Below are 18833 nucleotides of genomic sequence, written 5' to 3' on the forward strand. Positions count from 1 at the left end.
AGAACCATGTCATCTCGCCTCAAGACCGGGCTGCTGCTCGGCACCGCAACGCTCGCCGTGTGCAGCACCGGCGCGCCGGCCGCGCGCGCCCAAACCGCCCTTCCCGAAGTCACCGTCACGGCGCCGAGCCCGATTCAGCGCCGCCACCACACCGAAGCGAAGCCGCGTCCGGCGACGCGCGTCGCGGCTCCGGCGAGGCAGCGCGGCCCCGCACCGGCCGAAACGCCGCCCGTCGCCCAGGCCACCCCGGCGCCGCAGCCTGGCATCCTGCCGATCGTCACCGACCAGTTCGCCACCGTCACGGTGGTGCCGAACGAAGAAATCCGCCGCAGCGGCGGCGGCACGCTCGGCGACCTGCTCGGCAACAAACCGGGCATCAGCGCCTCGCAATACGCGCCCGGCGGCGCCAGCCGCCCGATCATCCGCGGCCTCGACGTCAACCGTGTCAGCATCATCGAGAACGGCACCGGCAGCAACGGCGCGTCCGACCTCGGCGAAGACCACTTCGTGCCGGTCGATCCGCTCTCCACCAATCAGGTCGAAGTGATCCGCGGCCCGGCCACGCTGCGCTACGGCTCGACCGCGATCGGCGGCGTGGTCAGCGCCACCAACAACCGGATTCCTGACGCGCTGCCGCCCTGCGCGCAGCCGTTCCAGAGCTATGGCCTCGCGAAGCCGCCGACGCTGTTCGGCGGCGGAGGCTGCATGAACGGCGAAGTCCGCAGCGCCGTCAGCTCGGTCGATCGCGGCGTCGAAGGCGCGGTGCTGCTCGATGCCGGCGGCAACAACGTCGCCGTCCATGCCGACGTCTATGGCCGCAATGCCGGCGACTACAATGTACCGAGCTATCCCTATGCGGCGCCCGGCATGCCGTTCAACGGCCGCCAGCCGAATTCCGCCGCGACTGCCGCGGGCGCCTCGGTCGGCGGCTCGTATCTGTTCGACGGCGGCTTCATCGGCGCGTCGGTCACCCAGAACAATTCGCTGTATCACATCCCCGGCGTCGAAGGTTCGCAGGTCGGCACCCGGATCGATGCCAAGCAGACCAAGTTCAATGCCAAGGGTGAGTATCGCCCGGATGCGGCCGCGATCGACGCCATCCGGTTCTGGGTCGGCGCCACCGACTACAAGCACAACGAAGTCGGTCAGGCCACGGCCGGCGATCCGACCACCGACGGCGTGCGCCAGACCTTCACCAATCGCGAGCAGGAAGGCCGGCTCGAGGTGCAACTCGCGCCGTTCAATGCCGGCTTCGCGGCGGTCACCACCGCGGTCGGCGTCCAGGCCAGCCATCAGGAACTGACGGCGCCGAGCCCGGACGATCCGGGCAGCCCGCTGAACGGTCTGTTCGATCCGAACAAGAACACCAAGGCGGCGGGCTACGTCTTCAACGAGCTGCAGTTCACCAACACCACCAAGGCGCAGGTCGCCGGCCGCATCGAGCATGTCGAACTGTCCGGCACCACGCCGGCGTTCGTGCCGGAGATCTTCGACCTCAACACCGATCCGAGCGCGATCGGCCCCGCCACCCAGCGCAACCTGTCGTTCACGCCGAAGAGCTTCAGCGTCGGCCTGATCCAGGCGCTGCCGTGGGATCTGTCGGCGAGCATCACCGGGCAATATGTCGAGCGCGCGCCGAAGCCGGCCGAACTGTTCTCGCGCGGCGGCCACGACGCCACCGCCACCTTCGACATCGGCAATCCCAACCTGAAGATCGAAACCGCCAAGTCGGTCGAGGTCGGGCTGCGCCGCGCCACCGGACCGTTCCGGTTCGAGATCACCGCCTACTACACGCAGTTCAGCGGCTTCATCTATCGGCGGCTGACCGGCAACACTTGCGACGACGCCTCCTGCGTCGATCCAGGCACCGGCACGCTGGAATTGAACCAGGCGATCTACTCGCAGCGTGACGCCACCTTCAAGGGCGGCGAATTCCAGAGCCAGCTCGACGTCGCCCAGCTCTATGGCGGCACCTTCGGCATCGAGAACCAGTTCGACATCGTGCGGGCGACCTTCGCGGACGGCACCAATGTGCCGCGGATTCCGCCGATGCGGGTCGGCGGCGGCCTGTTCTGGCGCGACGCCAACTGGCTGATGAAGGTCAACCTGCTGCACGCCTTCGCGCAGAACGACGTGGCGCCGATCGCCGAAACGACGACGCCCGGCTACAATCTGCTGAAGGCTGAAGTCAGCTACCGAACCAAGCTCGATCCCAACGCCTGGGGCGCGCGCGAGATGCTGGTCGGCATCGTCGGCAACAATCTGCTCAACGAAGACATCCGGATCGCGACGTCCTACAGCAAGGACAACGTACTGATGCCCGGCATCGGCGTGCGGGCGTTCGCGAATTTGAAGTTCTGAGCAGCCATGGGCGCGCGGGAGCGCCCCACCACGTCATTCCGGGGCGCGAGCGCAGCTCGCGAACCCGGAATCCAGAAGTTGTGGAAACGCTCCCGTCTCCCCATCGAGATTCCGGGTTCGCGCTACGCGCGCCCCGGAATGACGAACGAGATCAATTGCCGGCACGCACGAAAACGCGCCGCCGGACTCGGATGAAACGATGAACTGGGTGCGGACGCATATCCGATTGGGAACGCGGCTGGCGCTGATCGCGCTGGCGCTGCACTTCGTCGTGGCGTTCGGTCACTTCCACCAGATCGTCACTCAGTCGGCAGTGCTCGCACTCACGGCCGCCGATCCGGCCACGCCCGAAGGTGATCCTCAGTCCGACGACGCCGCCGACGGTTGTACGATCTGCGCCGTGATGGCGATGGCCGATGCGATGCTTGGCGCATCGCCGCCCTCGTTGCCGCTGCGGCAAGCGACCGCGTTCGTGCACAGCGTCCCGGATCTCGTTCTGATCCGTTCGAACGGCATCCGCGCCGCCTTCAATCCTCGCGCTCCTCCCGCCTGCTGACATCGATCCTTGTGAGCCAGAGATCGCGCATGCCGCGCGGTCTCGATGTCAGCCAAGCCCGTCGATTGTCGACGGCAAGCCATCGTCCGCACCCAGCGGCGACGATCAGCGTCGTCCGCGCCCGCATGGCTTCGAGGAGACCCACATGCTTTGTCACATCAAACGCGGCCTTGCGGCGTCGAGCTCAGCCACGCTGCTGTTAGCCGCTCTGAGTTCACCCGGTCTGGCGCAGAGGGCGGCGCCGGCCAGTCGCGGCGCGACACCGCTTCCGGAAATCGACGTGATCCAGCCGCAGCGTGCGCCCCACCCGGCTCGGCGTCCGAAGACTCAAACCGCAGCCCGGGCGCGGCGCGGAGCGGCGACCGCCTCGCCGCAGCACGACACCCAAACACCTGCACTGACCGCGGCACAAGCCGTCGCGGCCAAACATGCCGGCTTCGATGCGGCGCGGCAGGCGATCTTCGCGCCGAATGGCGCCAGCGCCTTCGACGTCAATCACGAGGCAATCCTGGCGCTGCCGCAGGGCGCCAATGCGACGCTCGACAAGGTCCTGCTGCAGGCGCCGGGCGTATCGCAGGACTCCGCCGCGAGCGGTGATCTGCACGTCCGCAACGAGCACGCCAATGTGCAGTACCGCATCAACGGCATCGCGTTGCCCGACGGCGTCAGCGGCTTCGGCCAGATGCTCGATACCTCGCTGGTCGGGCGACTGACGCTGCTCACCGGCGCGTTGCCGGCGCAATACGGCCTGCGCACCGCTGGCGTCGTCGACATCACCACGCGCACCGACGCCTTCAACAACAGTGGCACCGTCAGCGTCTATGGCGGCAGCCGCCAGACTATCACGCCGAGCGTCGAGTATGGCGGCACGGCCGGCAACACCCAGTACTTCGTCTCCGGCCGTTACTTCGGAACAGGCCTTGGGCTGGAGAACCCGACCTCGTCGCCAAACGCGATCCACGACGATTCCCAGCAGGGTAGAGGCTTTGCCTATCTGTCGACCGTGATTGACGACTCGACGCGGCTGACCTTCATCGGCGGCGGCTCGGCCAACAACTACCAGATCCCCAACAACCCGGGCCAGACGCCGGGCTTCACCGCGTTCGGCGTGTCGAACTTCGATTCGGCGCTGCTCAACGAGACCCAGCGCGAGCGCAACGGCTTCGGCGTGCTGGCGCTGCAGAAGTCGATCAACGGCTTCGACCTGCAGCTGTCGGCGTTCTCGCGCTATAGCATGCTGCACTTCACGCCCGACACGATCGGCGATCTGGTGTTCAACGGCGTCGCCTCGGACGTCTATCGCAGAAGCGTCGCCAGCGGCATCCAGGCCGACGGCTCGTACCGGCTCAGCGACGCGCATACGCTGCGCGGCGGCTTCCAGGTCACCGCCGAGCAAAGCCGCGTGACCAACTCCTCGGTGGTGCTACCGCTCGACGACAGCGGCAATCCGCTGGACGCGCCGTTCGGCGTCGCCGACTCCAGCAGCAAGCTCGGCTGGCTGTTCAGCACCTATCTGCAGGACGAATGGCGGGTCACCAACACGGTGACGCTGAACTCCGGCCTGCGGTTCGACCAGATGAACGAATACACCAACGCCAACCAGCTCAGCCCGCGCATCAGCCTGACCTGGAAGCCGTTCGAGGACACCACCTTCCACGCCGGTTATTCACGCAACTTCACGCCGCCCGCGCAGGTGCTGGCGGCGCCGACCAATCTGGCGCTGGTGCAGAACACCACGCAGCAGCCCGCCGTCAACGCCAGCAGCCCGGTGCTGCCTGAGCGCTCGAACGTGTTCGATGTCGGCGTCACGCAGAAGCTGCTGCCCGGCCTCGAAGTCGGCATCGACACCTACTACAAGACCGCGCGCGATCTGCTCGACGACGGCCAGTTCGGCGCCGCCTATGTGCTGTCGGCGTTCAACTACGACCGCGCCGAGAATGTCGGCATCGAGTTCAAGGGCGCGTACACCAGCGGCAACTTCCGGATCTACGGCAATCTGGCGCTGGCACGGCAGATCGCCACCAAAGTGGTCTCCAACCAGTATTTGTTCGATCCGGACGAGCTCGCCTACATCGCCAGCAACTACATCTACACCGACCACGCGCAGCTGGTGACGGCGTCGGCCGGCGCGTCCTATCGCTGGCACGACACCAGTTTCAGCGCGTCGATGATCTATGGCAGCGGGCTGCGGTCGGGCTTCGCCAATATCGGATCGCTGCCGTCCTACACCCAGGTGAATCTCGGCGTGTCGCACGACTTCTATCTGATGAGCGCCACCAAGCCGACCACGGTGCGGTTGGACGTCGTCAACCTGTTCGACAGCGTGTACGAAATCCGCGACGGCTCGGGGATCGGCGTGTTCGCGCCGCAATACGGTCCGCGGCGCGGCTTCTATGTCGGCGTGGCGCAGAAGTTTTGAAGCCGTCCCACAGCAAGGCGCGTCAGCGCGCCTTGCTCCAATCCGGGCGGATCGCGCCGCCGACGCCTTCGAACGCACCCTCGGCGAGTTCGAGCACCAGCAGGCGGGCCGCATCGACCGGGCCGGGCATGGTGACGCGGCCTTTCGGAATCCGCTTGAAGCCGACCCGGCTGTAATACGGCTCGTCGCCGACCAGCACGATCAGCTTGTGGCCCTGGGCGCGCGCATCCGAGATGGCGCGGTCGAGCAGCAGCCGGCCGACGCCGCGCGACCGGAACGGCGGCTCCACCGTCAGCGGGCCGAGCAGCAGCGCCGGGGTGTCGCCGACCAGGATCGGCAACTGCCGCACCGAGCCGACCAGCAGCGTGCCGATCCAGGCGGTGAACGACAGTTCGGGGAGATGATCGACATGCTCGCGCAGCCGATAGGCGCTGAGCACGAAGCGGCCGGGCCCGAAGGTGCGCTCGTGCAGCCGCTCGATGGCCTGCGCGTCGTTCGGGGATTCGGGCAGAATGGTGAGTTTCAGATCGGACATGGCGGAGGCGAGATAGCACCGCCTCCGCATCAGGTCCATTGCCAGGCTAGACCCGCTCGGGGACCCCGCCCCTCACCTTGGCACCGTCCGCCCCGGTGCCCAGCGCATCTTCATCGCTGGCCTGCCGCTGGGCGGCGCCCTTGGCGCGCGCCACATAGACCGTCTGCGAGCCGGCGGCGAAGCCCGTGCCGGCCGCCTCGACCAGCTCCAGGATTTTCAGCATCAGATCTTCCTGCACTTCCAGGAAGGTGTCGCCGTCCACCGCGTGCACATAGGCGAAGATCTCGACCTTAAGGGCGGCCGGCGCCAGCCCGATCAACCGCACCCGGGCCGGGTCGTTGTCGACGTCCGGATGGTCGAGCAGCATCTCCCGCAGCGAAGCCAGCAGCGTCCGGATCTGCTCGGCGGAGGTCTCGTAACGCAGCTCCAGAATCGGGTGAAACCAGAACTTGTCGCGGCGGCTGAAATTCTCGATCTGCAGCGCCGCCAGCGCGCCGTTCGGCACCGTCACCACAGTGCGATCGAGGGTGCGGATGCGGGTCGAGCGCATCCCGATGTCCTCGATCGTGCCGGAGGTGTCGCCGAACTTGCAGAAATCGCCGACCCGCATCGGCTGGTCGGTGACCAGCGTCAGGCTGCCGACCAGATGTTCGATGGTCTTTTGTGCGCCCAGAGCGATCGCGATACCGCCGATACCGAGGGCGGCGAGGCCGGCGGTGACGTTGTAGCCGAGGGCGTTGAAGCCGACGATGATGGCAAACGCGATGATCACGAACTTGACGCTGCGGCGGATGAAGGTGACCGCCGACAGCATCGACAGCCGGCCGCGCAACGTCATGCGATCGATCGCGAACGCCGCCAGCGAATCCACGACACGCCAAATGATCCACGACAGCGCGACCCAGCCGAGCAGTTCGATGGCGCCGGACAAATGCTGCCGCGCCACGATGGCGACGCCGGCGAGTGACATCGCGATCCGCAGCGCCCAGGCGGTCAGCAACAGCCGCACCGGCAGCGCCGACGCTTCCAGCACGCGCCTGATCCGCGAGTCGCCGGTCGAGCGACGCAATTTGAGGATGATGAATCCGATTGCGCCGGTGATCAGCCAGACCGCGCCGAAGCACACGAACGCGAGCACGACCACCGCGATCCAGTGGCCGATCGGCACACCGGCGAAGCGGTATTCGTCGCGCAGCGCATAGGGCAGCAGCTTGTCGACCGAGCTCGATACCACGGTGCGCGACAGCTCCGGCAGCTCGGCCACCGTGCGGGCGGAGACCAGCCAGATCTTGACGCCATCCTTGCCATCGACGCGCTGCGCGATCAGGTCGACCGTGCCGTGGTCGGTGCGCACCATGCCGAACTTCTCTTGCTCGGGCGGCAGACTGTCGTCCTGGTCGCCCTGCGGCTCGTTGCTCAGCCGCAGCCGCGAATACACCACGCCGCCGCGGTCGAGGATGCGCTGAAGCTGCTGCGCGACGCTCGGGCCCCAGGCGTCTTTTTCCTGGCTGAGGTCGAGATACATCGCGGCGCGTTCGTAGTTCTGCTCGGCGGCGGCGGCGATGAAGCCGGCCACCATGCCGGCCGGCGTCTCGCGGCCAAGCGGGTCGGTCGGCGCCGCGGGTTGCGCGGGTGCCGCACCATTACCGTTGGTGCCGGGGATCTGGGCGAAGGCAGAACTCGCGACCACAAGGGTCATGGTCGCGACGAGGATCAGGGCTCGAAACAACGCGCGTGCAGATGACGTCAAAATCGCTCCTCTTGAACGGACGGGCGTGGAATCGGGACGAATCGTCCACTTGGGCTCCACCGTCTCCGGCGCCCTGCGATCCCAGCGCAAAATGCTTCAGCCGCACCGATAGTCACGAAATGGGCCATCTCTGTGGTCGCACGTGACCAGCAACACGAGGGAACCCGGATGGTCAAGTTGGGGCCGACGCCCAGCGCTTTGGCGATTTTACCGCCAAGTCGCGATCGGCGGCCGGCCCTCGAGCACTTCGGCGATCCGCAGCCGGGTCCCGGGCGTGGTTTCGGCCGGCAGCGCGTCGGCGGCGAAGAAACCGCTGGCGATGATTTCGTGGTTCGGCTCCGGCGGTCGATCTTGTTGGTATTGACGCACCACATAGACGGCGACGTGGTCGCGCGGCGAGACGTGGCTGTTGAAGAAGATGCCGTGCAGCGACGGCGCCCCGGTCAGCGCGATGCGGCCCTCCTCCATCAGCTCGCGGGTCAGCGCATCGACGAAGCTCTCGCCGACCTCGACCCCGCCGCCCGGCAGATGCCAGCCGCCGACATAAGAGTGCTGGATCAGGAACACCCGGTCCTGCGGGTCGAGCACCACGCCGCGCGCGCCCAGCGTCATGCCGCGGGCGAACCGCCAGTACAGATGAAACATCCGGGTCAGGACCGGCTCGAATTTCAAACGCAGATTCTGAACAGCGGTCACCGCCGGTGGCCCTCGCGCCAAGGCGCAGCGGAGGCTTGCGCCGGTCCGGCCAACTTGCCAAAACCGCAGAGGTTTTCACAGGCGGCAGTTCGCGAACGGCTCGCAAGCGCGCGGCGTCGCGACAGGATCGGGCGATGACCGTATTCACTCTGGCGCATCTGTCCGACCCGCATCTGCCGCTGCCGCCGAAGACCAGCCTGCGTCACCTCGCCTCCAAGCGCGCGCTCGGCTACCTGAACTGGCGGCGCAACCGCCATCTGATCCACCGCCGCGACATCCTCGATACGCTGGTCGCCGACCTGCAAGCGCAACGGCCGGACCACATCGCGGTCACCGGCGACCTCGTCAATATCGCGCTGGTCAACGAATTCGCCCCAGCGCGGCAATGGCTGGAGAGCGTCGGCCCGGCCGACCGCGTCAGCCTGGTGCCGGGCAATCACGACGCCTACGTCCGCTCCACCGCGCACCGCTTCGCCGAGACCTTTCCCGACTACATCAGCGGCGACGATGCCGCCCCCGGCTTTCCATATCTGCGCCGGCGCGAGGCGATCGCGATCATCGGGGTGTCGAGCGCGGTGCCGACCGCACCGCTGCGCGCCACCGGCTGGCTCGGTGCAACCCAGCGTGCGGCGCTGGAAGCGCTGCTGCAGGGCCTTGCCGGCGAGCGCGTGTTCAAGGTGCTGCTGATCCATCATCCGCTGCAGTCGCGGTCGCGGCACAAGCGGCTGACCGACGCCGCCGAGCTGATCGCGCTGCTGCAGCGGCATCCGGTCGATCTGGTGCTGCATGGGCATGACCATGTCCACGCCACGGTCCGGATCGACACGCCGTTCGGCGCGATTCCGGTGGTCGGCGTGCCATCGGCGTCGGCGATGAACGATCGCCACCGCCCGTCGGCGGCCTACAACCTGTTCAAGATCAGCGAAGGCAATGACGGCTGGCGCTGCGAACACCGCATCCGCGGCTTTCAGGCCAGCGAGCTGATCGAGGATTTGCGGCCGCCGGAGTGGCTGTAGCCATGTCACTCCTGCTCTTCCCGTCATGGCGAGCGAAGCGAAGCAATCCGGCCCCGTGCACGAGGCTGGATTGCTTCGTCGCTCACTCCTCGCAATGACGGAGGGAGGCGGGAGTTGGTAATGACCGGGAGATGCGGTGCCAATGACGCCGCGCGGCTTTAGGAAATCCGCAGCGCCGCGAACAGGGCGAGCGCGAACAGCGCCAGCGCGCCGGCGATGAAGCCGAGCACGAAGGTCCACAGCCCATTGCGCCGCGGCGGTGCCGGGAGCGGCGGAGCGGCTTGGACCGGCGGCAACGACAGCGCCCGCTCGCGCTCGACCAGCCGGCGAGCCACATAGCTCGTCACCGCGTCCGCGATCTTGGCCGCCTCATGGGATTCGGCCAGCACGATCCGGCCGTAGGCGGTGTCCTGAACGAAGCGGTACATCCGCTTGTCCCGGCCCATCACCACATGGGCAACCACGTCGATCCACAGCCGCGGGGTGTCGCCCTGGCTGATGCCGCGATCGAACAGCTCGACCCCGCCCGGGATCTCGGCGAACAGCGGGTCGAGCGCGTCATTGAGGATTTCGAGCCGGGCGATTTCGGCGTCGCGCAGGTCGACGACCACGCCGGTGCGGTCGGCGGCCTCGATCCGGGCCTGCCGCAACGCATCCTTCAGCCGCATCGGCCTCGCCGCCGTGCTTACGGAGTTCTGAGCGTCCGCCATTCTCGACTTCAGCCTCGTGCCTGCCTGAGCCCGCTGCCGATTAACCTATCAGTAACCCTTAGGCCGCGAAAGCCGGTTGCGGATCAACCAGTTGGCTCATCCACGGCGCTTTGAAGGTCGTTCCCGCATCCGGCTTGAAGTGCTCCAAAACGACGATGGCGGCCCTGCCGGGTTGCCCCGACAGGACCGCCAAAGTCCTTGGACGTCTTCTATCTCGTCAGCTCGCCGGGCGGCGCGTGCGCCGCCGCGGCTCAGGAGCGCATCAGGCCGGGGTGACGGCCCGGTTCGGCTCTTCCACGATCGAGAACCGGACGCCTGCGCGATGGCGGTTCTCTTCGGAAAGGACCTTCCAGGCCTCTTCGGCCTCCTTGCGCGTCTTGAAGGGACCCTTCACCTGGGCCGACCCTTCGACGAGCTTGTGGAAGTTCATCGAACCGAACTCGCCACCGATCACCCAGAAGTTGCTGCCCGCTGTCATGGTCCTTCTCCTGCTTCTTTCCGTTTAGCTGAACTGGTTCATCGTGTTGTGTTCGCCGCCGGCCTTCAGAGCCGCGTCGCCGGCGAAGTATTCCTTGTGATCGTCGCCGATGTCCGAGCCGGCCATGTTCTGGTGCTTCACACAGGCGATGCCCTGACGGATTTCCTGGCGCTGCACATTCTTAACATAACCCAGCATGCCCTGGTCGCCGAAATATTCGCGAGCCAGATTGTCGGTCGACAGCGCAGCCGTGTGGTAGGTCGGCAGCGTGATCAGGTGGTGGAAGATGCCGGCGCGCTTGGCCGAATCCGCCTGGAAGGTGCGGATGCGGGCGTCGGCTTCGATCGCCAGCGGGGTTTCGTCGTATTCGGCCTTCATCAGCTCGGCGCGGTTGTACTTGCTGACGTCCTTGCCCTCTTCCTTCCAGGCATCATAGACCTGCCAGCGGAAGTTGAGCGTCCAGTTGAACGACGGCGAGTTGTTGTAGGCCAGCTTGGCGTTCGGCACGACTTCGCGGATCCGGTCGACCATCGAGGCGATCTGCTCGATATGCGGCTTCTCGGTTTCGATCCACAGCAGGTCGGCGCCGTTCTGCAGCGAGGTGATGCAGTCCAGCACGCAGCGGTCCGCGCCGGTGCCCGGACGGAACTGGTACAGGTTGCTCGGCAGACGCTTCGGACGCAGCAGCTTGCCGTTGCGGCTGATGATCACGTCGCCGTTGCCGATCTTGCTGGCATCGACTTCTTCGCAATCCAGGAAGCTGTTGTACTGGTCGCCGATGTCACCCGGCTGGTGGCTGACCGCGATCTGCTGGGTCAGGCCGGCGCCGAGCGAGTCGGTGCGGGTGACGATGATGCCGTCTTCCACGCCCATCTCGAGGAACGCGTGACGGATCGCGCGGACCTTGGCGATGAACACGTCGTGCGGCACGGTGACCTTGCCGTCCTGGTGGCCGCACTGCTTCTCGTCCGAGACCTGGTTCTCGATCTGCAGCGCGCAGGCGCCGGCTTCGATCATCTTCTTGGCGAGCAGATAGGTCGCCTCGGCGTTGCCGAAGCCGGCGTCGATGTCGGCGATGATCGGCACGACGTGGGTCTGGAAATTGTCGATCTGGTCGATGATCGCGGTTTCCTTGGCCTTGTCGCCGGCCTCACGGGCCTTGTCGAGCTGGCGGAACAGGTCGTTGAGCTCGCGCGAATCCGCCTGGCGCAGGAAGGTGTAGATCTCTTCGATCAACGCTGGCACCGAGGTCTTCTCGTGCATCGACTGGTCGGGCAGCGGGCCGAACTCCGAACGCAGCGCCGCAATCATCCAGCCCGACAGGTAGATGTAACGGCGGTCGGTCTTGCCGCCATTGTGCTTCTTGATCGAGATCAGCTTCTGCTGCGCGATGAAGCCGTGCCAGCACCCCAGCGACTGGGTGTACTTGGTCGGGTCGGCGTCATACGCCGCCATGTCGGCGCGCATCTGCGCCGCGGTGTAGCGGGCGATGTCCAGACCGGTCTTAAAGCGGTTCTGCAGACGCATCCGAGCCACGGCCTCGGCGGTGACGCCATTCCAGGTCGGCTTGTCCTTGAGGAGAGCTTCGGCCGCTTCGATCTCGCTCTTGTAGGAGCTCGGAGCGTGGATGGCGCTGATGCCGCGTGGCTGGAAGTTCATGACATGATCCCTTCGGTACGAATAATTCGCAGCGCGACATTCGTGACAATCGCGCCTTGAAACGTGCCGAGAGATAAACGCGAGATCACAGAAGACGTACAGACCTCTTGCGAACGAATGGTGATGTCATGTAACTTCAGTACATGTAACATTTGTTATTTTGTAAATTTTGTAAAACGCGATATCTGGGGCGGAATCTGAAAGGACCCTGTAATGGCCGGCGATTCCGGTAAAAAACTGTTCGTGGGCCCCCGCTTCCGCCGCATTCGGCAGCAGCTCGGGCTGTCGCAAACCCAGATCGCCGAAGGTTTGGGCATTTCTCCCAGCTACGTCAACCTGATTGAGCGCAACCAGCGCCCGGTGACCGCCCAGATCCTGCTGCGGCTGGCCGAGACCTATGACCTTGACCTCCGGGACCTGGCCACTGCCGACGAGGACCGGTTCTTCGCCGAGCTCAACGAGATCTTCTCCGACCCCCTGTTCCGGCAGATCGACCTGCCGAAGCAGGAGCTGCGCGACCTGGCCGAGCTGTGCCCCGGCGTCACCCATTCGCTGCAGCGGCTGTACGCCGCCTATACCGAGGCGCGCCGCGGCGAAACCATGGTGGCGGCGCAGATGGCCGACCGCGAACAGATCCGTTACGAGGCCAACCCGATCGAGCGGATCCGCGACCTGATCGAAGCCAACCGCAACTACTTCCCCGAGCTGGAGCAGGCCGCCGAAGCGGTGCGCGACGAGCTGAATATCGGCTCGCAGGAGATGTTCGGCGCGCTGACCGACCGGCTGCGCGAGCGGCATTCGATCACCACCCGGATCATGCCGGTCGACGTGATGCGCGAGACGCTGCGCAGGTTCGACCGTCACCGCCGGCAACTCTTGATCTCCGAACTGATCGACGGCCCCGGCCGCGCCTTCCAGGTCGCATTCCAGACCGGGCTGACCGAGCACGGCGGCATCATGGACGCGATCGTGCACCGCGCCGGCGGGCTCGAGGATCAGGCGCGGCGGCTGTATCGGATCACACTCGGCAACTACTTCGCCGCCGCCGTGATGATGCCCTATGCGGCGTTTCACGCCGCCGCCGAGCAGCTCTCCTACGACGTCAACGTGCTGGCGCAGCGCTTCAACGCCGGCTTCGAACAGGTCTGCCACCGCCTCACCACGCTGCAGCGGCCGAACGCCCGCGGCGTGCCGTTCTTCATGCTGCGGGTCGACAACGCCGGCAACGTTTCCAAGCGGTTCTCCTCCGGCACCTTCCCGTTCTCGAAATTCGGCGGCACCTGCCCGCTGTGGAACGTGCACTCGACCTTCGACACCCCGGACCGGCTGCTCAAGCAGGTGATCGAACTGCCCGACGGCAGCCGCTACTTCTCGATCGCCCAAATGGTCCGCCGCCCGATCGCGCCGCACCCGCAGCCGCAGCCGCGCTTCGCGATCGGTTTGGGCTGCGAAATCCGCCACGCCTCGAAACTGATCTACGCCGCCGGCATGGATCTGGAGAAAGCCGAAGGCACCCCGATCGGCGTCAACTGCCGCCTCTGCGAACGCGAACACTGCTCGCAAAGAGCAGAGCCGCCGATCACAAGGACACTGATCCTCGACGAGAACACGCGGCGGGCGAGCAGCTTTGCGTTTAGTAATGCGAGGGAGTTGTGAGCTGAGAGGCTGTACTCGCCCGCTTCGCGCGCCCAGCCTCTCCCCGTCATTGCGAGCGAAGCGAAGCAATCCACGACACAAAGCACGGCGCTGGATCGCTTCGTCGCTTCGCTCCTCGCAATGACGGATGAACGCGTTTGGCCGTATTGGCCCGACCACTACGGCCCGTCGTTGTCGGGCTTGACCCGGCACCCCATCCCGCCAAGACTCGCCGTCTGATTTGATGGATCGCCGGGTCGAAGCCCGGCGATGACGTTTGGGGAGACGGACATGCGGCGGCTCAAGGCGACGGCGAGACACTTGCGGACATCCGTCGGCGCGATGGCCGCGGTCGTAGCTCTCGCGGCGGCCGCCTCCCTCAGTGCCTCGCCCGCCCTCGCCCAGCGCGGCGCCTCGTGTCATGGCGGCCAGAGCTTCGATCAGTTTCTCGCGGGCCTGAAACAGAAAGCCGTTGCAGCCGGGGTGTCGCAAGGCGCGATTGCCGAGGCGTCGCCGTATCTCGTGTACGACCAGGGCATCGTCAATCGCGACCGCGGGCAGCGGGTGTTCGGACAGATCTTCACGGTGTTCGCCGGGCGGATGGCTTCCGAAGGACGGCGTGTCAAAGGCCAGCAACTGATCAAGCAATACGCGAAAGCGTTCGCGCGCGCCGAAAAGGAATACGGCGTGCCGCCGGCGGTGATCACCGCGTTCTGGGCGCTGGAGAGCGACTTCGGCGCGGTGCAGGGCAATCTGCCGACGCTGCGCTCGCTGGTGTCGCTGGCCTATGACTGCCGCCGCTCCGAGATGTTCCAGGACGAGACGATCGCGGCGCTGAAGATCATCGACCGCGGCGACCTGTCGCCGGGTGAGATGATCGGCTCCTGGGCCGGCGAGCTCGGCCAGACGCAATTTCTGCCGCGGCATTATTTCGACTACGCGGTTGATTATGACGGCGACGGCCACCGTGACCTGCTGCACAGCGCGCCCGACGTGATCGGCTCGACCGCCAACTACATCGCCACCGGGCTGAAGTGGCGGCGCGGCGAGCCGTGGCTGCAGGAGGTGCGGGTGCCGGAAAACCTGCCGTGGGATCAGGCGGATCTCACCGTGAAGCATCCGCGCTCGCAATGGACGCAGTGGGGCGTGACCACCGCGGACGGCCGGCCGCTATCCAACGACGCGCTGCCGGCGTCGCTGCTGCTGCCGATGGGCCGGCACGGTCCGGCGTTCCTGGCTTATGCGAACTTCGCCGCCTACACCGAGTGGAACAACTCGCTGATCTATTCGACCACTGCGGCCTATCTCGCCACCCGGATCGCCGGCGCCGGACCAATGCAGAAGCCGCGCGCCGCGGTGGCTCAACTGTCGTTCAATGAGATGAAACAGCTGCAGCAGCTTCTGGTGCGCGCCGGCTTCGACGTCGGCAAGGTCGACGGCGTGCTCGGTCAGCAGACCCGCAGCGCAGTGAAGGCGATGCAGATCAAGTACGGCCTGCCGGCGGATTCCTGGCCGACCGCCGAACTGCTCACCCGGATGGGCGGCAGCGCGGCGCCGGCGCCTTCGGCTTCCGCTGATCCAATGCAGCCGACCGAACCGCGGCGCGCCAAGCGCGCCCGCACGCCGGCGCCGCTGCCGCAATAACCGAAAAATCCGTCCCGCGGCTTTTCAAATTCCGCCGACTTGCTCTAGGGTGCGACGCAATAACACTCTGGAGGAAACGACGTGCGTCATCTGTTGATTATGACAGCCACGGCTGTCGCGCTGGCTACCACCGCGGTCCATGCCGCCGATGACCTCAAGATCGCGCTGATCTACGGCAAGACCGGCCCGCTCGAAGCCTACGCCAAGCAGACCGAAACCGGCCTGATGATGGGGCTGGAATACGCCACCAAGGGCACGATGACGCTCGACGGCCGCAAGATCGTGGTGATCACCAAGGACGATCAGAGCAAGCCGGACCTCTCCAAGGCTGCTCTCGCCGAAGCCTATCAGGATGACGGCGCCGACATCGCGATCGGCACCTCATCGTCGGCCGCAGCGCTCGCCGATCTGCCGGTCGCCGAAGAAAACAAGAAGATCCTGATCGTCGAGCCCGCCGTGGCCGACCAGATCACCGGCGAGAAGTGGAACCGCTACATCTTCCGCACCGGCCGTAACTCGTCGCAGGACGCGATCTCCAACGCGGTCGCGATCGGCAAGCAGGGCGTCACCATCGCCACCCTGGCGCAGGACTACGCGTTCGGCCGCGACGGCGTCGCCGCCTTCAAGGAAGCGCTGGCCAAGACCGGCGCGACGCTGGCCGCCGAAGAATATGTGCCGACCACCACCACCGACTTCACCGCGGTCGGCCAGCGGCTGTTCGATGCGCTGAAAGACAAGCCGGGCAAGAAAATCATCTGGGTGATTTGGGCCGGCGGCGGCGATCCGCTGACCAAGCTGCAGGACATGGACCCGAAGCGCTACGGCATCGAGCTGTCGACCGGCGGCAACATTCTGCCGGCGCTCGCCGCCTATAAGCGCCTGCCCGGCATGGAAGGCGCGACCTATTACTACTACGACATTCCCAAGAACCCGATCAACGAGTGGCTGGTCACCGAGCACCAGAAGCGCTTCAACGCGCCGCCGGACTTCTTCACCGCGGGCGGCTTCTCGGCCGCGATGGCGGTGGTCACCGCCGTGCAGAAGGCGAAGTCGACCGACACCGAGAAGCTGATCGCCGCGATGGAGGGCATGGAGTTCGACACGCCCAAGGGCAAGATGGTGTTCCGCAAGGAAGACCATCAGGCGCTGCAGAGCATGTATCACTTCAAGGTCAAGGTCGACCCGGCCGTCGCCTGGGCGGTGCTGGAGCCGGTGCGCGAATTGAAGATCGAGGAGATGGACATCCCGATTCGGAATAAGAAGTAATTCCCCAACCTTACGTTTGTCATTCCGGGGCGCGCGTAGCGCGAGCCCGGAATCCATGACCACCGCCGAGAGTATGGATTCCGGGCCTGCGCCCCAAGGGGCGCATCCCGGAATGACGAACTTTAAGGCTGCGACGCGTAGGCGATCACACCTCATGACCACCCTCGAGACCCAATCCCTCACCATCCGGTTCGGCGGCCATGTGGCGGTCGATGCGGTGAGTTGCGCGTTTCGCCCCGGTGAGCTGACCGCGATCGTCGGGCCGAACGGCGCCGGCAAGACGACGTATTTCAACCTGATCTCCGGCCAGCTCCGCCCGAGCGGCGGCCGCATTCTGTTCGACGGCGCGGACATCACCAGGATGACCGCGCCGCTGCGCACCCGCGCCGGGCTCGGCCGCGCGTTCCAGCTCACCAACCTGTTTCCCAATCTGTCGGTCGAGGAGAACGTCCGCCTCGCCGTGCAGGCGCACAGCGGCACGCATTACGACATGCTGCGGCCGTGGCGAACGCGGCGCGACCTGATCGAACGCGCCGACGCGATCCTCGACAGTGTTGCTCTGGGCGCCCGCCGCAATGTCGCCGCCACCGCGCTGTCGCATGGCGACCAGCGCAAGCTCGAAGTCGCGCTGATGATGGCGCTGGAACCCAAGGTCTACATGTTCGACGAGCCGACCGCCGGCATGAGCGTCGACGAGGTCCCGGTGGTACTCGACCTGATCGCACGGCTGAAGACCGACCCGTCGAAGATCATCCTCTTGGTCGAACACAAGATGGACGTCGTCCGCTCCCTCGCCGACCGCATCATCGTCCTCCACCACGGCAAGCTCGTCGCCGACGGCAAGCCCGCCGAGGTAATCGCTTCGCCGATTGTGCAGGAGGCGTATCTGGGCATTGCACCGGGCAAGAGTGCGGCGTGACGATGATGATGATGAAAACGTCGAGTGCTTCGATGCTGGTGACGCCAGCTTCTGCGATGTTGGTCACACCACCTCCCCGCACGCCGACGAGCTCCCTCTCCCGCCTGCGGGAGAGGGTTGGGGTGAGGGCTCCACAAGGATGGCTTCCCGTTGTGGCCCCCCACCCCCGACCCCTCCCCGCAAGGGGGAGGGGAGCAGAGGCGCCTCGCCACTGCGGGCAGCGCATGACTGATCGATCGAAGACGTTGCTAACACCCTCCCCCCGCACGCCAGCGAGCTCCCTCTCCCGCTTGCGGGAGAGGGGTGGGGTGAGGGCGACCCAAGGATGGCGTCCCGTTATGGACCCCCACCCCCGACCCCTCCCCGCAAGGGGGAGGGGAGCAGAGGCGCTTCGTTGCGGAGGGAGGGAAGCATGACCGACCTCCTCACACTCGAAGGCGTCCACACCAATATCGGGCGCTATCACATCCTGCAGGGCGTCGACTTCGTGGTGCCGGAGGGGCAGACCACGATGCTGCTTGGCCGCAACGGGGCCGGCAAGACCACAACGCTGCGCACCATCATGGGGCTGTGGCCGGCGTCGCGCGGCGAGATTGCCCTTGGCGGCCGGCGGATCGAGGCGATGGCGACGCCGGACATCGCGCGGCTCGGCGTCGGCTACGTGCCGGAGACGATGGCGGTGTTTTCCGATCTCACCGTGAAGGAAAACCTGATCCTCGCCGCGCGCGACGGCGAGATGGACGCTGGGCGCCTCGACTGGATCTTCGGATTCTTCCCGGCCTTGCGAAAATTCTGGCTGTCGCGCGCCGGCTCGCTGTCCGGCGGGCAGAAGCAGATGCTGTCGATTGCACGCGCGGTGATCGAACCGAGGCAATTGCTGCTGATCGATGAGCCGACCAAGGGGCTGGCGCCGGCGATCATCGGCGCGCTGATCGATTGCTTCGCCGAACTCAAGCGCACCGGCGCCACCATTTTGCTGGTCGAGCAGAACTTCCACGTCGCCCAACAGATCGGCGACAGCGTGGTGGTGATGGACAATGGCGGCATCGTACATCGCGGCGCCATGGCCGAGCTCGCCGCCGACGTGCCGCTGCAGGAGCGCCTGCTCGGCCTCAGCCTGGAGGCGCATCAGTGAACGTGACGACGACTCTCTCCGTCATTGCGAGCGCAGCGAAGCAATCCAGGAGCC

General features: G+C 66.1%; 15 protein-coding genes. 9 read left to right on the forward strand and 6 right to left on the reverse strand.

The features are described from left to right. Window positions 1-6: 6 nt before the first annotated feature. From LRC39_RS22180 to LRC39_RS22190, 3 genes are all read left to right on the forward strand, one after another. On the forward strand, window positions 7-2361 hold the full coding sequence (locus LRC39_RS22180; protein ID WP_346295652.1) for a TonB-dependent receptor: 2355 nt from the start codon (window positions 7-9) through the stop codon (window positions 2359-2361). Between the two features lie 199 nt (window positions 2362-2560). Continuing rightward, window positions 2561-2917 (forward strand): hypothetical protein, encoded by a 357-nt coding sequence (locus LRC39_RS22185; RefSeq protein ID WP_346295653.1) that lies wholly within the window; start codon window positions 2561-2563, stop codon window positions 2915-2917. A gap of 145 nt (window positions 2918-3062) precedes the next feature. After that, on the forward strand, window positions 3063-5336 hold the full coding sequence (locus LRC39_RS22190; RefSeq protein WP_346295654.1) for a TonB-dependent receptor: 2274 nt from the start codon (window positions 3063-3065) through the stop codon (window positions 5334-5336). Between the two features lie 22 nt (window positions 5337-5358). Here LRC39_RS22190 and LRC39_RS22195 read toward each other — a convergent pair whose 3' ends face one another. The 3 genes from LRC39_RS22195 to LRC39_RS22205 form a co-directional block, all read right to left on the reverse strand. Continuing rightward, window positions 5359-5871, reverse strand: a complete 513-nt coding sequence (locus LRC39_RS22195; RefSeq protein WP_104512931.1) for a GNAT family N-acetyltransferase — start codon at window positions 5869-5871, stop codon at window positions 5359-5361. Window positions 5872-5917: 46 nt separating this feature from the next. Further along, a complete protein-coding gene (locus LRC39_RS22200) occupies window positions 5918-7621 on the reverse strand; it encodes a mechanosensitive ion channel family protein (RefSeq protein ID WP_346295655.1) in 1704 nt (567 codons plus the stop codon). A gap of 207 nt (window positions 7622-7828) precedes the next feature. Continuing rightward, window positions 7829-8317 (reverse strand): NUDIX domain-containing protein, encoded by a 489-nt coding sequence (locus LRC39_RS22205; RefSeq protein ID WP_346295656.1) that lies wholly within the window; start codon window positions 8315-8317, stop codon window positions 7829-7831. Between the two features lie 134 nt (window positions 8318-8451). Here LRC39_RS22205 and LRC39_RS22210 point away from each other — a divergent pair, with 134 nt between their 5' ends. Then, window positions 8452-9333, forward strand: a complete 882-nt coding sequence (locus tag LRC39_RS22210) for a metallophosphoesterase family protein (RefSeq protein WP_346295657.1) — start codon at window positions 8452-8454, stop codon at window positions 9331-9333. Between the two features lie 158 nt (window positions 9334-9491). Here LRC39_RS22210 and LRC39_RS22215 read toward each other — a convergent pair whose 3' ends face one another. The 3 genes from LRC39_RS22215 to LRC39_RS22225 form a co-directional block, all read right to left on the reverse strand. Further along, window positions 9492-10043: a hypothetical protein gene (locus LRC39_RS22215; protein WP_346295658.1), complete on the reverse strand. Its 552-nt coding sequence runs from the start codon at window positions 10041-10043 to the stop codon at window positions 9492-9494. A 262-nt stretch (window positions 10044-10305) separates the two neighbouring features. Then, on the reverse strand, window positions 10306-10521 hold the full coding sequence (locus LRC39_RS22220; protein ID WP_013504258.1) for a DUF4170 domain-containing protein: 216 nt from the start codon (window positions 10519-10521) through the stop codon (window positions 10306-10308). 24 nt (window positions 10522-10545) lie between these two features. After that, window positions 10546-12180 carry an isocitrate lyase gene (locus LRC39_RS22225; protein WP_107345965.1) on the reverse strand — a complete coding sequence of 545 codons (1635 nt, stop codon included), beginning with the start codon at window positions 12178-12180 and terminating at the stop codon, window positions 10546-10548. Between the two features lie 213 nt (window positions 12181-12393). Between LRC39_RS22225 and LRC39_RS22230 the strand changes: the two genes are divergently transcribed. From LRC39_RS22230 to LRC39_RS22250, 5 genes are all read left to right on the forward strand, one after another. After that, the gene (locus LRC39_RS22230) at window positions 12394-13836 is read left to right on the forward strand and encodes a helix-turn-helix domain-containing protein (protein ID WP_263989680.1); all 1443 of its coding nucleotides are present in this window, start codon (window positions 12394-12396) and stop codon (window positions 13834-13836) included. A gap of 321 nt (window positions 13837-14157) precedes the next feature. After that, complete coding sequence (locus LRC39_RS22235; protein ID WP_346297542.1) at window positions 14158-15459, forward strand: lytic murein transglycosylase; 1302 nt, start codon at window positions 14158-14160, stop codon at window positions 15457-15459. An 81-nt stretch (window positions 15460-15540) separates the two neighbouring features. Continuing rightward, window positions 15541-16725 (forward strand): substrate-binding domain-containing protein, encoded by a 1185-nt coding sequence (locus LRC39_RS22240; protein ID WP_264074640.1) that lies wholly within the window; start codon window positions 15541-15543, stop codon window positions 16723-16725. A 154-nt stretch (window positions 16726-16879) separates the two neighbouring features. Further along, entirely contained in the window at window positions 16880-17644 is a 765-nt protein-coding gene (locus tag LRC39_RS22245) for an ABC transporter ATP-binding protein (RefSeq protein WP_107356923.1), read from the forward strand. Window positions 17645-18056: 412 nt separating this feature from the next. Then, the gene (locus tag LRC39_RS22250; protein ID WP_346295659.1) at window positions 18057-18779 is read left to right on the forward strand and encodes an ABC transporter ATP-binding protein; all 723 of its coding nucleotides are present in this window, start codon (window positions 18057-18059) and stop codon (window positions 18777-18779) included. Window positions 18780-18833: the final 54 nt, after the last annotated feature.

Source organism: Rhodopseudomonas sp. P1 (assembly GCF_039642825.1).
Taxonomy (GTDB): domain Bacteria; phylum Pseudomonadota; class Alphaproteobacteria; order Rhizobiales; family Xanthobacteraceae; genus Rhodopseudomonas; species Rhodopseudomonas palustris_H.

Bases quoted from the DNA above. Each gene is read 5' to 3' on its own strand.
- LRC39_RS22185 (WP_346295653.1), top strand. From the start codon at position 2,561: ATGAACTGGGTGCGGACGCATATCCGATTGGGAACGCGGCTGGCGCTG.
- LRC39_RS22220 (WP_013504258.1), bottom strand. From the start codon at position 10,521: ATGACAGCGGGCAGCAACTTCTGGGTGATCGGTGGCGAGTTCGGTTCG.
- LRC39_RS22210 (WP_346295657.1), top strand. From the start codon at position 8,452: ATGACCGTATTCACTCTGGCGCATCTGTCCGACCCGCATCTGCCGCTG.
- LRC39_RS22230 (WP_263989680.1), top strand. From the start codon at position 12,394: ATGGCCGGCGATTCCGGTAAAAAACTGTTCGTGGGCCCCCGCTTCCGC.
- LRC39_RS22250 (WP_346295659.1), top strand. From the start codon at position 18,057: ATGACCGACCTCCTCACACTCGAAGGCGTCCACACCAATATCGGGCGC.
- LRC39_RS22235 (WP_346297542.1), top strand. From the start codon at position 14,158: ATGGCCGCGGTCGTAGCTCTCGCGGCGGCCGCCTCCCTCAGTGCCTCG.
- LRC39_RS22225 (WP_107345965.1), bottom strand. From the start codon at position 12,180: ATGAACTTCCAGCCACGCGGCATCAGCGCCATCCACGCTCCGAGCTCC.
- LRC39_RS22180 (WP_346295652.1), top strand. From the start codon at position 7: ATGTCATCTCGCCTCAAGACCGGGCTGCTGCTCGGCACCGCAACGCTC.
- LRC39_RS22195 (WP_104512931.1), bottom strand. From the start codon at position 5,871: ATGTCCGATCTGAAACTCACCATTCTGCCCGAATCCCCGAACGACGCG.
- LRC39_RS22245 (WP_107356923.1), top strand. From the start codon at position 16,880: ATGACCACCCTCGAGACCCAATCCCTCACCATCCGGTTCGGCGGCCAT.
- LRC39_RS22190 (WP_346295654.1), top strand. From the start codon at position 3,063: ATGCTTTGTCACATCAAACGCGGCCTTGCGGCGTCGAGCTCAGCCACG.
- LRC39_RS22215 (WP_346295658.1), bottom strand. From the start codon at position 10,043: ATGGCGGACGCTCAGAACTCCGTAAGCACGGCGGCGAGGCCGATGCGG.